Source organism: Bacillus sp. AMCV2, assembly GCF_056033925.1.
In genome coordinates this window covers 762,795-778,044 of record NZ_JBVYIB010000002.1, presented here as the reverse complement: position 1 = coordinate 778,044, position 15,250 = coordinate 762,795, and the positions used below count along the sequence as shown (strand labels likewise).

The following is a 15,250-nucleotide window of genomic DNA, read 5'->3' as shown; positions in this document are numbered from 1 at the left end:
CCATAGAAAAAAGCTGATTCGATGCAAAGAATCAGCTGTGATTGTCAAATTGAATCACACGGTATTCATGCGGTCCGACCGCCAGCCTCCCCGCCTTTTCCAAGCGGTGCGTCAACAGATCTGTTCCCGCTTCCGGCAGTGTCACACTTCCTCCTTTTCCATCCATATTCACGATGATCCACACAAGGCCGCTATCGCCTTTGCGCGGGGCAACGATCGTGCCGGGCGTAACATCCGACCGGCTGGAAATAACAGCTTCCTCCGCGTAATGCCTGACGAGCGCTTCCAGCATCGCATCCCCTTCTTTCCCGGATGGAAGCGAGCCCAGCATGACAATTTTCCCCTCGCCGTAATTCCGTTCCGTCAGAAAAGCATGGCCCGCCCCCGGTCCTGATTCAACCGTGCCAAGGGTGTTTCCGCTCTCTGTGTCAAACACCGCGCTCCACAGCCCAAGCGGCGCCGTGATGCCAAACGCTTTTCCTGTATTCACGTTCTCATTCATCGGAAAGGTAAACAGTGTTTTGATCCCTGACGTTTTCTCAAGTTCGCCAAGTCCGCAAGCGGTATGAATGGTATGCTCACATGTGCGCCCTCCTGTCAGCGGACCGGCGATCCAGATGCCGCCCGCTTCAGCGAATGCCGAAGCTTTTTTGATAAATTCAGAAGACAAATACGGCACAAATGGCGTAAACAGCAAGCGGTAGCCGTCCAGTGGAGCGCCTTCCGGAATAAGGTCACGGTGAATCCCCGTGTTGAGAATACGTTCATAAAAATGCATCACAAGCGAACGATGCCGGAGCCCCCGGTGAGGCTCAGTTTTAATAAATGCTTTTGCTCTGTCAGAGTAAGTCATCGCCGCCTCGGCTTGAACGGGTTCAGTTGATAGAATAACAGGCTCGATTTCCTTTCTTGCCCGCTCAACCGCCAGCACATTTTGGTAGCCGATGGTGGGTTCGCCCCATGCACTGAGAACCGAACCGTGGGAAATCTCGCTGCCTGAACGCTGCTGTCGCCATAGCCAGTAGCAAAACCCCTGGCTTCCTAAGGCGTAGGACGATACGGCTTCAGCCTGCAAATACCCGTCTGCGTGCGGGTAAGCGGAGCTTTCAAGCGAGGCGGCATACGACGGACTCGTTTCCAAAATCCAAAACGGGCGCCCCTGTTTCAGATTTCTCCATAAATCACAGTTCAATAAAAAGGCAGAGGCGTTTTCCTGCGAAGCGTACGTGTCATAGGAGGCAAAATCGAGATTCTGAAACATTCGCTCATTGTCCACGCTGAACATGACTGATCCGTTATGCGTGATCGGCGCATCTGAATAGCAGCGGATGATTTTGGCCTGTTCATCCGCAAACGAAGCGATCATCTCCATCGAAAACAGCTGATACATAGTGCGTAAAGAGGCATGATGCAGAAACGGGGCCGGTCCCGGCTGCGGGACTTGCTCAAACGTCTGATAGGTTTCGCTCCACACATCGGTACCCCAAGCTTCATTCAAGCGTTCAATCACTCCGTAGCGATTTTTGAGCCAGTCATGCCATAAGCGCATGCATGTCTCACACATGCATGCTGCAACATGGCATTTAAACTCATTGTCTAGCTGCCATCCGATCAGCCCCGGGAGCCGGCCAAGCTCCTTGGCGATGGCTGTGGTGATGACGGCGGCTTTTTTTCGAAAATACGGGTTGTTCGTACAGGCATGCTGACGGGAGCCATGCCCCATGATCTCTCTTTTTTCATTGACATGCATGCGTTCGGGCCGGCCGTGTGAGAACCAAATCGGCGGGGTAGGCGTCGGCGTGCACATAATCGTTTCGATCCCGCTATCATACAGCCGGGCGATGATTTCTTTGAAAAAACCGACGTCAATTTTTCCTTCTTCAGGTTCCATGACAGACCAGGCAAATTCGCCGATCCGCACAACATTTACGCCAACTTCACGCATGATGTCAATGTCCTGCTGAATCGTCTCTTCATCCCATAATTCCGGATAATAGCAAGCGCCATGATAGAGTTTTCTCATCACATTTTCACCTTTCTTTGATGATCGATTCTGTCAATGGCAGGCCGAGCTCCTTTATGCCTTTTGCCACAAGTTTCGCCATTTCATTTGCGCCTTTTTTTGTAAAATGCGTGTAATCGTTAATCCCTTCTGAAATCATAAAATAGGTGTATACTTTTTCCTCGCCCTTCTCAGTAAAGAAAGCAAGGCTTTTCTCCATCAGATCAATGAGCTGGACATTCTCCTCTTCAGCCGTCTGCTTCATGGCAATGCAGTAATCAGGAAAATCGTTCAAAAACACGCCGTTTTCGTAATGAAAGCGGGCTACGGGGGTAATGAGAAGCGGATGGGCGCCTTTTTCCCGCGCGCCAGCGATATACTGCTTTAAATATTGTTTATAAGTAGTGTAGGGCTCGGTGTAGCGCTCCGGCTTATTTTTCGACGCGTCATTATGGCCCATCTGCACGAACAGCCAATCATCCGGCTCGATCACATCGAGGATTGCCTGAAGCCTGCCCTCTTCCACAAATGTTTTCGAGCTTCTTCCCCCGATCGCTCTGTTGATCACTTGAATATGCTCCGGCAGATGTGAGCCGAGAAACTGCCCCCAGCCCCCTTGATTTGTGCTGTCTCCATACGTTTGAACAGTCGAATCGCCGGCAAGATAAATATGATTTGCCATTTTTCATTCCCCCTCGTTTTTTATACAGCTTCCATCACGGATAGCTCTTCCCTTGAAAAAGACCGGTGCGTACAGGCGCTTGAGCATTGGTTTGTCCTGCCCGTTCGTTAATCATCTTGTCGTAGCGTTCAGCCTTTGCGTCTTATCCCTTAGTCCTCCTACAGCGGCGCCTCCGCTTTGCTTCCCGCTATGTACAGGGCGGGCTTCGGCGGTTTTTTCATTCCCGTTCCGAGGTAAAAGCTCGTGTGCGGCGGCTGGTTGTAGGCGGTATTCTGCCAGGCGATGCCGAGCCTGTAAACCGGATCATGCATCAGCGTGTAAAAGCGGTGGCGGGTGAGATGTGTCGTTGTATAGATACGGAGCGCGCTGCTGTCTTCCGTTCTCCATATCACTTCTTCCCGCCAGTCTCCGAACAGGTTGGCCTGAAGAACCGGGTTTCCTTTCGTGCCGTTGTTGGACAACACGCCGGCCGGCTGAAATATCGTCTTCAGACAGCGCTTTTCAGCATCCCATTTTTCAATCTTTGGCCTGCCAATCGTTCCGTCCCAGTCATGATCAAGCAGTTCTCTGACCAGATCGCCGTCCCACCAGATGGCGAAATTGGCTGAAGCGGGCGCTTTGTCACTGATTTTTTCGCCTTTGCTCGTGAAAAGCCCATACGACATGCCATCATTGCCCGGCGGATCAATTCCCCAGACGAGCGCCCCTTTGTAGCTTGGATCAATATGAGCCGCCATGCCCCGGCCAACGTCAGTTCCAGCATGGACGCCCCATAATATCTCACCGGTTCCGGCATCTCGCAGTGACAGTCCGTACGGCTTTGTGGCGTCCTCATGCACCTGGAACACTTCAAGCCCTTTTCGTGACGGGTCCAGATCCCCTACATGCATCGCGTCTCCGTGCCCGAGCCCCGTTGTATACAGGCCGGTTCCGTCATGATCGACCGCCATTGCGCCGTATATGATTTCATCTTTTCCGTCTCCATCTACGTCCGCCACGCTCAAGCTGTGGTTCCCCTGTCCTGCGTACGCTTCATGTCCCGGCTGGTTGGAGTCAAATACCCATCGTTTTTTGAGCCTTCCGTTTCTGAAATCGTATGCCACGAGCACGCTTCTCGTATAGTAGCCGCGCGCCATAACAAGGCTCGGCCGCTCCCCATCCAAATAAGCGATCCCAGCGAGAAAACGGTCCATCCGGTTTCCATAGCCGTCTCCCCAATCCTCCAGCTTGCCGCGGGGCGGTTCATATTCCACGGTCGTGAGTGCCTCACCGGTTTCTCCTTTAAACACGGTCAAATATTCCGGACCGGACAAAATTCTGCCCTGTTCGTTTCTAAAATCGGCCTGCTCATCACCGATGATATGTCCTTTCCCGTCTGTTGTGCCGTCAGCTGTTTTCATGGCGATTTCTGCTTTTCCGTCACCATCCAGGTCATACACCATAAATTGCGTGTAATGAGCGCCCGCCCTGATGTTTCTGCCGAGGTTGATGCGCCACAAAAAGGTGCCGTCCAGTTTATAGGCATCTATGAGCACCTCCCCGGTATATCCGTCATGGGCGTTGTCTTTGGAATTAGACGGGTCCCACTTCAGGATGATTTCATATTCTCCATCCCCGTCTACATCCCCGACACTGGCATCATTGGCGCTGTAAGTGTACGGCTTTCCGTCCGGCGTCACACCGCCTTCCGGTTTGGCAAGCGGAACCTCCAGAACATTTTCCTGCCAGACACGAGCTTCCTTGGAAAGCTTTTCCTCCCGTCCTTTATTGACAGCCGCCACTTGATAAACAGAGTCAGCCGTTCCGTTTTGATCGAGAAAATTAGTGCTTTCAGCGATTGGATCGCGGGTGATCCGCTTTCCATCCCGATAAAGGTGAAAAGCCGTCGTCTCATGATCTGTTCCGAGAAAACGCCAGCTGACAAACACGCCCTGATCTGTCTTTACCGCAATCAAACCTCTGGTCAAGTATTCCATTTGCCTCTTTTTTGGTTTCATTTGATGGGAACGGGCTGCGCGCAGCCCGTTCCTTCCCCCCTTTCAGTTAAGGCGTATACATATTTGGTTTTGGCTGTTCCGCCATGCCGTCTCCTAAAAAGAAGCTTGTGTGCGGCGGCTGGTTATAGGCGACATTTTGCCAGGCGATGCCAAGCCGGTACACCGGATCGTGCATCAGCGTATACAGCCTGTGCTCAGTCGGAATGGTCGTCGTGTAAATGCGCAGAGCACTGCTGTCCTCCGTTCTCCACACGACTTCCTCGCGCCAGTCACCGAGCAGATCAGCCTGAAGCGTCGGTGTTGCTTTTGTGCCGTTGTTAGATGCTGCGCCTGATGCAGTCAGCACATTTTTCGATACGCCGTTTTGATAATCCCACTTATCAATTCTGTTGCTGTCCAGCTGTTCCCGCAGCAGATCGCCGTCCCACCAGATGCCGAAGTTGGTAGAGGACGGAGCCCCGCTTCCAATTTTGGCCCCTTTCGCTGAGTAGAGAGAACCGTTTGCCCACACCTCCTGTCCCGGATAACGCGGGTCAATATCAGCAGCCATTCCCCGGCCTACATCCTTGCCGGCATAAACGCCCCAAAGGATTTTTCCGGTTGCAGCATCCTGGAAAGATAAGCCGTATTTTGCATTTTTGTCCTCATGAACTTGAAACACCTCAAGCCCCGGCCGGCCCGGATCAAGATCTCCTGTATGGAGGGCATCCCCATGGCCTAAGCCGGTCGAGTACATGCCTTTCCCGTCATGATCAACAGCCATTGAGCCGAAAATAATCTCATCTTTTCCATCCCCGTCAACGTCCGCGATGCTCAGGTTGTGATTCCCCTGTCCGGCAAACGCTTCATTTCCTGACTTTGAGGAGTCTAGCGTCCAAAGCTTTGACAGCTTTCCATCCCTGAAGTTATAGGCAACTAGCATGGTTTTAGCGTAATACCCTCTGGTCATGATCAGGCTCGGCCGCTGTCCATCAAGGTAGGCAATGCCGGCGAGAAAACGGTCAACACGGTTGCCGTAGCTGTCTCCCCAATCCGACACATTGCCGCGCGCCGGTTCAAAATTTGCGGTGACAAGCTCTTTCCCGGTTGAACCTTGAAACACAGTGAGATATTCAGGGCCTGAAAGCACACGCCCCTGTTCATTTCTGTAATCAGCATTGGCATTTCCAATTACTTTGCCCGTGCCGTCTTTTGTCCCGTCTGCCGTTTTCATTGCCACTTCCGCTTTTCCGTCACCATCAAGGTCATACACCATAAACTGGGTGTAGTGCGCGCCCGCTCTGATGTTTTTGCCGAGATTGATCCGCCATAACTTTGTGCCGTCCAGTTTATATGCGTCAATCAGCACGTCACCCGTATAGCCATCCTGTGAATTGTCTTTTGAGTTAGAAGGGTCCCATTTCAGGATCAGCTCGTATTGCCCGTCACCATCCACATCGCCAACACTTGCGTCATTAGCGCTGTACGTGTAAGCTTCACCCTTTGGCGTCGTGCCGCCAGCCGGTTTATCCAGCGGGACGGAATGATACGGCTGCACCCATACGGAGGCTTTTTCAGAAGCCGGCTGTTCGGTACCGTTTACAACAGCTCGAACCGTATACGTTGAGCCCGTCGATCCGTTTTTATCCACATAGTTCGTGGTTTTGACAGGCGCAGCATTCAGTTTTTGCCCGGCTCTGTACACATTGAACAAAACAGATGCGTTTTCGGTTCCAAGAAACCGCCAGCTGACAAAAATGCCCCCGTCCGTCTTGACCGCTACAAGCCCCCGGTTCAGCGCTTCCATCTGCCGCGCTGCCCCTTCAGCTTTCACAGGACATACAGAGGCTCCCATCACCAACAAGACCAGCAACGTAACAGCAGTAAACATGCGTTTCCTTCGTGTAATCATCAGACAGCTCCTTCTCATTTATCTGTAAGCGCTTACTTAAATTGGATTTTATGCGCTGTGTGAGCTGTCTTCAATTTCACTTTTTTGCATCTGCCTATTTCGGACACTGCACTTTTTTGCGTATTTGTCATTTTTTTGTTACCCGGCTTGATGATGCTGGGCCTCCGTCTTTTGAAATCCCCTAAGAGCAAAAAACATCAACACAAGCCCAAATAAACATGGGCCGTAAAACGGAATCAGGCCAGGAAGCGTATACAGCAAATAAAGGACAAATCCGCACCCGATCAGCATACAGCCGGTCGTCAGCGGTCTCATGGCGCCAAAAAGCAGTGCCTGCGGAATATATTTGCGAAGCGGGAGCTGGTAATGCACATAAAGGGGAAACACATACATCAGCGCGATGATATACAAAAGCCCTGCAAGCAGCGTGCAGCTTGTTACGGCAAAGGACAGCCAATCCGTACTGGCAGAAAAATAATGATAGTTCGCGGACAATATGAGCAAAAGAGCCGAAAACGCCAATCCGATCGCATTAACCTTGAAAAACTCTTTTTTATAGGTATCGAGAAATAAAGGAAATACCGGGACATCCTTTTGCCCCATCAGCCATTTCCTTATAACGGCACACATCGCGGCTGTGCTCGGCGCCCATCCGAAAAGAACGCCGCCCAAAAGTGTAAACAACAGCCACAGACCGTTGAGCCATGCTATTTTCACCACCGCTTCGCAGCCTGCATAAAGCGCATCCGTTACAGTCGTCTTCATCTTCTCACCGCTTGATGTACGGCAAAATCCCTGTAAGCGGCTTTCATGGGGGCCATCTGCCGGAACCCGATTTTTCCTTTTGTTAACACAGGCCCATATGTGCTGCCGTCGTCCATCCACTCAAGAATGGGCAGACCATTGATTGAAAAATGCACATAGCCTTTGTCTTTGATCAGCTTCATACGATACGGAGAATCAGCGTCGTCTGGAGAAGGCAGCGGATCGGCCCCCATTGCGGCGAGGTGGAAACCGCGGCTTTTTCTTAAATTGCAGGTGCGGAATGCTCTTTCCTCCGGGTATTTTCTGCGGAAATATGACAGGTGGAGGGCATTGATATCTCCTGAATGATACTCAGGGTATGTTCCTGTTCTTTTCCTGAGACTTGGGTCAAACAAATCCTCGCCGCTTATACCCGCAGCGGCAAAAAACAGCATACACAGTCCAGGCTGCTCGATCGGAGAGAAGTCCCATGTCACAATGATGCCGTCTGGAAAGGTTTCCGGACACCAAAAGACAAAGTGCGCTTCGTCCTGGACATGTGACAGGTGCAAGCTGTGATCGTCAAATGAGATCTGTCCGCCTCCCTCCATCCGCCAGTCCTTCACATCGCTTTTAGACCGGAGCGGATTGCGATACAGGCAAGCGCCTTCCTTATACATGTTCTTTCCCCTCCCGGCTCACAAGATGGTCCTTAAGCGGAAGTCCGAGCTCTTCAATGCCTTCTGCCACAAGCTTCGCAACCTCCATTGCACCTTCTTCCGAAAAATGCGTATTGTCCTCAATGCCGTCCGGGTAATTCGGATGTTCATTCGGCTGAAACCAAACGAACAATCGCTTCGACTCCTCCGGCCCGTATGCTTCATACAGCACCTTTGTTTTCGCAAGCAGATCAACCACAGGTACATCGAGCTCCTTCGCCAGTGCTTTCATCGCATCGGGATACTCACCGAGCGTATGCTCGATCCGTCCGTTTTCATCAAAGCGGCGGCGCTGCACCGATGTGACGAAAACAGGATGCGCGCCCTTTTCGCGTGCCGTATCTGCAAACAAGGTAAGAAACTGCTGAAATGTGGAGTACGGCTTCGTCCCCCGCGGTTTTTGATCATTGTGGCCGAATTGAATCAACAAATAATCGCCTTGTGTGATGCGTTCGGCAATTGCTTGAAGCCTTCCTTCCTCCACAAAAGAATTGGTGCTCGCTCCACCTTTAGCATGATTGTGCACCACTACCTCTTCTGAAAACAATTGCCCGAATACCTGCCCCCACCCCGCCATCGGCGCTTCATGAGGCGGGCAGTCACTCACAGTGGAATCCCCCGCTAAAAATACTTGAATCGGTTTCTTCATCACATGTTCTCTCCTTTCACGGCGTTTCCTGATACATTTGCCTGAAGACACCCGGCGGCATGCCGACCTGTTTTTTAAAAATCCGGTTAAAGTAATTGTGGCGGTAGCCGACTTCTTCTGACACGTCATGAATTTTTTTATTCGTATTGACCAGCAGTTCTTTCGCCTTTTCGATTCTGATCTGGGTCACATAATCGATAAAATTAATGCCGGTCACTTGCTTAAATGCCTTGCTTAACGTATATGAATTCATGCCAAGCGCATCGGCACAGCTTTCCAATGAAATGTCCGCCATATACTGTTCATGAATCATCGCAATCACACGTTCTGCCAGATGCTTTTGCTGTCTGTTTTTTCTGCCCTCAAGCTTGGAAAGGTAAGGCGTCACCACTACATCCATCAGCCAGGCCGCCGCTTCATTGGGTTCGCGCAATTCTGAAATATCAAGAAACGGATTCCGATGCTGAAACAGTTCGCTGGGATTGAGCCCGGAATGCAAAATATCCTCCTGAATGCGGGAAAACAGCTGAATCAGGGCGGAATGCACATGCCTGTCTATGGCCGCTTTTTCCGACAGTTCCTTCATACATCCATCTATCAGTTCCTTGGCTTCCTGTTTTCTTTCCAGCCGGATGGCCTGAACAATTTGTTTTTCCAGCTCAAAAGGGTAATAAGGAGCGAACTGCTCCTCCTGAGGGAAGTCGGCCTGCAAATCAATGACCTGATCCCGGTTAGAAAACTTCCTGCGGGATTTGCCGCTTTTCACATTCTGAAATAAAGAAGGGATTTCCGTGACACGCTCCGTCTTGCTGCTCGATGTCGAGGTCAGGCATAGTCCGGTTACATCTCCAAATTGGCGTGCCAGCTCCGTTATATACGCCTTCAGATCAGAGCTGTTTGTTTTCATCACAAGAACGGTGACAGAAAGCCGGCCGATATCAAGTATGGAGAGCTGAAAAACGCGTTTATCCGCCAATTCCTCAGCCAGATTGGTCAGGGTAAACACGGCAAGCTGTTCATCACCTTCACGGAAGATGCTTTTTTCACAACGGAGCCCTGTCACCTGTAGATCAAGCACATGAAACGCGTTTCCGCCGATGTTCCAGCCAGCCTCCTCCATCCGCAATCTGAGGCTTTCCTCGTTGTCATAGTAAAAATCGCCCTGCAAGAGATGCTGCAAAAAACTCTTTTTCATATGGGGCGTCTGCCGCAGGAGCTGCTCTTGGAGCTTCCGGCTTTCAAGGGATAGATCCTGCCATCTCTTTTCAATCCACTTGAATTCATCCTGCCCGGACGCCTGCCATGTTTTCTTCTCTCCTCCGGTAAACAAGCCAAGCAAATGCTGAATGGGACGATAGATTTTTTTTGATGCATACCATGTCATGCATACCGCCAAACCGATGCAAATGACCAGCATCACGATGATCACTTTTGATAAAAACACCATCGGCGCTGTAATAGCTGAAAGAGGCGCCGCTGACACAAAGGTCCATTGCTGATGCATCCGGTTCATTTCTCCAAAGGAGACAGAATACACCTTGCCTTCCCATTCCATCTGAAAATGGCCGTTCTCAGCAGGCTGTTTTTTTATCTCATGAAGTAAAGTCTTTTCAAAATCTTTTTCCCCCTCATGAAACAGCACCTCTCGATTTTGATCTAAAAGCAGCGCACTGCCATCAGGATAGGGGGACAAGCTTTGCAGGATTGATTCCATTTCTTTCGGATCAACCGCCAGCATGATCGCGCCGAACGGTTTCTCCGCCGCGCCCGGAATGAGCTGGATCAGCATCGCTTGGTTTCCCGACCGTTTCCAATAAATGCTGTAGTCTGAGGAAAGCAGCGAGCGATACTTGCGAAGCGCCTCCTGTTCTGTCAAAGCGCTGTATTCAGGGCTCAGCACAAGTGGCCGGGGGCTGTTCAGAAAGATGGAAGCCTGCTCGATCAGCGGCTGCTGGTCCCGCAAAAGAAACAGCTTTTTCGTTAATTGATAGGAGAACGTAAAGTCTTTCTCCAAATCCCTCTCGGCCAATCCGTTCATCAGTGAAGAATCGTAGGCCATCTGGGTGAGTGCCAGTTCAAGCACTCCCAGCTTCTCATCCATTCGGCTGACCTCACGCGCCACCTGTGTTTCATGCGATCTCTGCAGCTCTTTCTCCACCTTGTCGATTGAAAGAAAGTAGATTGCGCCGCCAGTCAGCAATCCGGGAATACAGGCAATCAGCAAAATGAAGACAAAGTTTCTTTTGAAATACGTTCCCTTCCAGCGAGAAACCCGTTCCTTCTGTTGAGGCTGTTTTTTCATCCCTTTCCCCCCGCCGCTGTCTTTACTGATACACGCGTTTTTTCGTTTTCAAAACATCAGCAAGAAACGTCAGCGCAAGTCCCTGCCCCCATCCTTGTATTCGTTTGTAAGGCACCTGTTTGTATCCTTCGGCATTTTTCATGACGGCTGTCCCGGCCGATACCTTGCTGACCCGTCCGTCCTCTTCCACCGCATCCAAAATGGCGGCAAGCGATTTCTGCACATATTTTGTATACAACTTTCCGCTCGACATCAGAGCAGAAGCAATTCCCGCTGATGCCGAAACCTCCAGATAAGAATCCGGATCATCCAAAATCGTATGCCACAGCCCTGATTCATCCTGAAGCCGGACAAGCGCGCTCAGCTGGTCTCTGAGCGATCCGTCGATGATCATAAAGGAAGGATGTGTCACCTCAATGAGCGGGAGCGCCTTTGCCATCGTGAGTGCCGCCCAGCCGTTCGCCCTGCCCCAATAAATCCCCGACAGATGATTTTTCGCTTTGTTGTCCCAGGCGTGGTAGTACAAATTCGTGACAGGGTCCTGAAGCACATCCTCATGTCCGTGAAACTGGCGCAGGCCGTCTTCAAAATAATCCTCACGCTCCATGACCCGCCCGATTCTCAGCATAAACAGCCCAGCCATCATCAGCGTATCCGCCCATGCCTGTTCAGGGAATACGTATTCTGCCGCATTCACCGTATGCTGAAGGATACCCTCGCCAAAGCGCGGCGCCTTATGCAGCACATATTCCGCCATCTCGGCCGCTGTTTCCAAATACGCGTCATCGCCCGTCACCTTGTGAAGGAACAAAAGCGTATGCCCGATGGAAACACCGTTGATCGAAAGCGGCGGCAGCCCATCCTCCAGCTGTTCATCCACCCACGTTTTTAACAGATTGATATATTCCTCGTTTTCTGTCGCTTCATAGGCCTCCGCTACGCCGTAAAACGCGACGCCGCCCGGCCAATCCCACGCAAAATCCATCTGAAATGTCCGTTTCACGATCCGGTCAATAACCGACGTCACCTTTTCTTCATCAAAAATAAGCTGTGCCATCTGCAACACTCCTTTTTATTTTAATCCGGTCGTACTGATGCCCTGAACAATATATTTCTGAAACAAAAAGAATACAAGAATCACAGGCAATAACGAGACGGCCGACATGGCAAACATCGCGCCCCAGTTCGAAGCCGACTCTGTATCGAGAAAAAGCTTCAGCGCAAGTGAAACAGGGTAAAGCTCCGGCTTATTCAAATACAAGAGCGGCTGAATCAGCTCCTCCCACTTCCAATAGAAGGAGAAAATCGCAGACGTCGCAAGCGCGGGGGCAATCAGCGGGAGAATGATCCGCCAAAAGCAGGCAAAGCGCCCACATCCGTCGATTCGCGCGGCTTCATCCAGCTCCTCGGGAATCGTCCTGATAAACTGGATCATCAGAAATATAAAAAACGCATGCCCGAAAAATTGCGGAACGACAATTGGTTTAAAGGAATTCAGCCAGTCTAATTTCGCAAACATAATATACTGCGGAATCATCAATACTTCATGAGGCAGCATTAACGTCCCCATCATGCACGCAAACCAAAACTTTTTTCCCTTAAATGGAATACGCGCAAATCCGTACGCAATGACAGCCGATGACAGGACGGCACCGATTGTTGACAGTCCGACAATGATCGCCGAGTTTTTAATAAACGTCAGAAACGGCTGTCCCGCGATACCCTTCCACCCTTCAGCATAGTTACTGAGAATAAAAGGGTCTGGAATGAGTGAATGAGAGGTTGTAAAAATACTGGCGCTTTCTTTAAACGAGCTGACAAACAGCCAAATGACCGGGTACAGCAGTAACACCGCCAGTGTTCCTGTACAAACATGGAACAGTATGCGTTTGGGACTGACGCGCCCGGCTTTTTTTCTTTCAAAAACCGGGGCTTTCCTGACAGGCTCGTTGACCGGCTCCATCCGTCATTCCTCCTTTGACTCGTAATGAACCCAATATGACGATGTTTTAAACAATATGAGCGTAATCAGCCCGACAATGACAAGCATGACCCACGCCATCGCCGATGCGTAGCCCATTTGAAAATAGTTAAACGCACGCTGGAACAAATAAAGCGAATAGAGAAGTGTCCCGTCAAGCGGCCCGCCCTCGCCCTTCGAAATGATATAGGCAGGTGTAAATGTCATAAAAGCAGAAATCGTCTGCATCACAAGATTAAAGAAAATAATCGGTGTAAGAATCGGAAGTGTGATCTTGAAGAAACGCTGCACCCGATTTGCCCCATCCACACTTGCCGCTTCCAAATACGAAGACGGAATGTTTTTCAGCCCGGCCAGAAAAATCAGCATTGACGACCCGAACTGCCAGACGGACAGCAGAATCAATGTCCACAGCGCACTTGTCGGATTCTGGTACCAAAGAATTTTTTGATCAATCCCGACAAAAAACAGCAGCGCATTGATGACCCCGTCATTGCCAAAAATATTGCGCCACATAATCGCCACGGCGACGCTCCCGCCGATGATCGAAGGCAGATAAAAGAGCGTTCTGTAAATGGCCGTTCCTTTTGCTGCATTGTTTAAAATGACAGCGATAAAAAGCGCGAAGCCGAGGCGGAGCGGAACCCCGGCAAGCACATACGTAAACGTCACCTTCAGAGACTGCCAATACTTTTCGTCACCCGTAAACATTTCCTTAAAGTTGTCGAGCCCGATCCATTTCGGCGCCGTAAACAAGTCATAGCTCGTGAAGGACAGAAACAGGGACGCCCCCATCGGAATTACTGTAAAGCATAGGAACCCGATGATAAACGGAGAAATAAAAGCATATCCCGCCAGATTGTCTTTTCTTATACTCCGGCTTTTTTTCATTGCGTCAGCCCCATTTCCCGTCAATTATTCCTTTCTAATATCTCATTGGCCTTTTTCCGGAACGTTTTGGCGGCTTTTTCCGGCGATACCTTCTGATACAGAATCTGATCTGACGTATCCTTCAGCAGCTTGATGACCTCCGCGCTTCCCACAGGCTCTGGCGGATCGGCTTTGCTGATGTTTTTTGACGCGGTTTCTACATACTCCACGATGTTGGCTTCTTCCTCATTCAGCTTCGGTTTAATCGCATCCGCCACCTTGTCGGAGACTGGAACGCCTCGCTCGCCTTTAATCAGCTGGTTCGCTTCCTCATTATTCACGAAGAAATTAATAAATTTCGCTGCCTCTTTTTTATGCTCAGAGCTTTTCGGAATGGAAAACAGCATACTCGGCTTCATTGTCAGCGCCTTTTCCTTCATTTGCTCCGGCGGCAGATAGAGAGACAAAGGCGAGTCTGTCAACCGGGCAAAGCCCAAATATTGGTTGGAGTAGTTCCATGTAATCGCTGATTTGCCTTTGACGATAAAATCGTCTTCCATCCCTTTAATCTGTGCGCTTTCATCAGGTGTTGGGGACGTTTTCGCTTTCACCAGCCTCAGCTGCCGCTCAAAGTAATCGACAAACAGCTGATCATCTTGATACGCGAGGCCAGTGCCGTCTTCTTTATAAAAGCGCTCACCCTTTGTGCGCAAATAATAAGGGAAGAAAATATCAGGCGGATGCATTCCGTTGGAACCGTAGACACCGGCTTTTTCCTGAAGATCATACGCCAGCTTCTCGTAATCCTCCCACGTCCAGTTTTTCTGATTGATAGACACACCGGCTTTTTTCAGCAAATCTTCATTGGCAATCACAGACAGCACGTTGACACCTAGCGTAAATCCATATAGCTTATTGTCGATTTTTCCGCCCGACAGCATATTCTCGTCGATTGAACTGACGTCAATCGTTCCATCCTTTGTATACGGCGTTAAATCCTCCAGCTGGTTCTTCTTTCCGTATTGGGCTAAGTAAGCGGTATCCATTTGAATGACATCCGGAAGCTGGCCGGCGGCAGACATGGGCGCGAGCTTTTTCCAGTAGTCATCCCAGTTCGCAAATTCCGCTTCAATATGGACGTGCGGATTCTTTTTTTCGTAAAGTTCAATTACCTTTGTTGTATAATCATGCCTTGGCTGCCCGCCCCACCACGCGATTCTGAGTGTAACGTCTTCTTTTTTTCCCGAGGCCTCTTCACCTGCTGAACATCCGCTGAAAATAAAGACGCAGACAAGGGATAACAGCACGTAACAAATCTTCTTCAAACCAATCCCCCCTTTTAATGTAAGTGCTTACATTTTATTTTAAAGCGTTCGGATAGGGCGAAACACTCAAAAAACAGTGGCGAAAGTC

The 15,250-nt window shown here is 50.2% G+C and carries 12 protein-coding genes; all 12 read right to left on the bottom strand.

What is annotated here, in order from left to right; translation table 11 throughout:
• Positions 1 to 31 precede the first annotated feature (31 nt).
• The 12 genes from yesZ to AC0OMA_RS04030 all read right to left on the bottom strand — a co-directional run bounded on the left by yesZ (position 32) and on the right by AC0OMA_RS04030 (position 15,162).
• Positions 32 to 2,023 carry a beta-galactosidase YesZ gene (gene yesZ / locus AC0OMA_RS04085; protein ID WP_474221936.1) on the bottom strand — a complete coding sequence of 664 codons (1,992 nt, stop codon included), beginning with the start codon at positions 2,021 to 2,023 and terminating at the stop codon, positions 32 to 34.
• Positions 2,024 to 2,030: 7 nt separating this feature from the next.
• Positions 2,031 to 2,684: a rhamnogalacturonan acetylesterase gene (locus AC0OMA_RS04080; protein ID WP_003233813.1), complete on the bottom strand. Its 654-nt coding sequence runs from the start codon at positions 2,682 to 2,684 to the stop codon at positions 2,031 to 2,033.
• A gap of 158 nt (positions 2,685 to 2,842) precedes the next feature.
• The gene (gene rhgX, locus AC0OMA_RS04075; RefSeq protein ID WP_474221935.1) at positions 2,843 to 4,681 is read right to left on the bottom strand and encodes a rhamnogalacturonan exolyase; all 1,839 of its coding nucleotides are present in this window, start codon (positions 4,679 to 4,681) and stop codon (positions 2,843 to 2,845) included.
• Between the two features lie 46 nt (positions 4,682 to 4,727).
• Positions 4,728 to 6,572 carry a rhamnogalacturonan lyase gene (rhgW, locus tag AC0OMA_RS04070; RefSeq protein ID WP_474221934.1) on the bottom strand — a complete coding sequence of 615 codons (1,845 nt, stop codon included), beginning with the start codon at positions 6,570 to 6,572 and terminating at the stop codon, positions 4,728 to 4,730.
• A gap of 138 nt (positions 6,573 to 6,710) precedes the next feature.
• Complete coding sequence (locus AC0OMA_RS04065) at positions 6,711 to 7,337, bottom strand: YesL family protein (RefSeq protein WP_046340215.1); 627 nt, start codon at positions 7,335 to 7,337, stop codon at positions 6,711 to 6,713.
• Positions 7,334 to 7,996: a YesU family protein gene (locus tag AC0OMA_RS04060; protein ID WP_063335651.1), complete on the bottom strand. Its 663-nt coding sequence runs from the start codon at positions 7,994 to 7,996 to the stop codon at positions 7,334 to 7,336. The genes AC0OMA_RS04065 and AC0OMA_RS04060 overlap by 4 nt, the downstream gene beginning before the upstream one ends.
• Complete coding sequence (rhgT, locus tag AC0OMA_RS04055; RefSeq protein WP_080467354.1) at positions 7,989 to 8,687, bottom strand: rhamnogalacturonan acetylesterase; 699 nt, start codon at positions 8,685 to 8,687, stop codon at positions 7,989 to 7,991. Before rhgT ends, AC0OMA_RS04060 begins: the two co-directional genes overlap by 8 nt.
• A gap of 13 nt (positions 8,688 to 8,700) precedes the next feature.
• Positions 8,701 to 10,986, bottom strand: a complete 2,286-nt coding sequence (gene yesS / locus AC0OMA_RS04050; RefSeq protein WP_063335649.1) for a transcriptional regulator YesS — start codon at positions 10,984 to 10,986, stop codon at positions 8,701 to 8,703.
• A gap of 22 nt (positions 10,987 to 11,008) precedes the next feature.
• Positions 11,009 to 12,043, bottom strand: coding sequence for a rhamnogalacturonyl hydrolase YesR (gene yesR / locus AC0OMA_RS04045; protein ID WP_047182240.1), 1,035 nt, complete (start codon positions 12,041 to 12,043; stop codon positions 11,009 to 11,011).
• A 15-nt stretch (positions 12,044 to 12,058) separates the two neighbouring features.
• Positions 12,059 to 12,949: a carbohydrate ABC transporter permease gene (locus AC0OMA_RS04040; protein WP_047182239.1), complete on the bottom strand. Its 891-nt coding sequence runs from the start codon at positions 12,947 to 12,949 to the stop codon at positions 12,059 to 12,061.
• A 3-nt stretch (positions 12,950 to 12,952) separates the two neighbouring features.
• Positions 12,953 to 13,882 (bottom strand): carbohydrate ABC transporter permease, encoded by a 930-nt coding sequence (locus tag AC0OMA_RS04035; RefSeq protein ID WP_003233835.1) that lies wholly within the window; start codon positions 13,880 to 13,882, stop codon positions 12,953 to 12,955.
• Positions 13,879 to 15,162, bottom strand: coding sequence for an ABC transporter substrate-binding protein (locus AC0OMA_RS04030; RefSeq protein ID WP_474221933.1), 1,284 nt, complete (start codon positions 15,160 to 15,162; stop codon positions 13,879 to 13,881). Before AC0OMA_RS04030 ends, AC0OMA_RS04035 begins: the two co-directional genes overlap by 4 nt.
• Between the last annotated feature and the right edge of the window lie 88 nt (positions 15,163 to 15,250).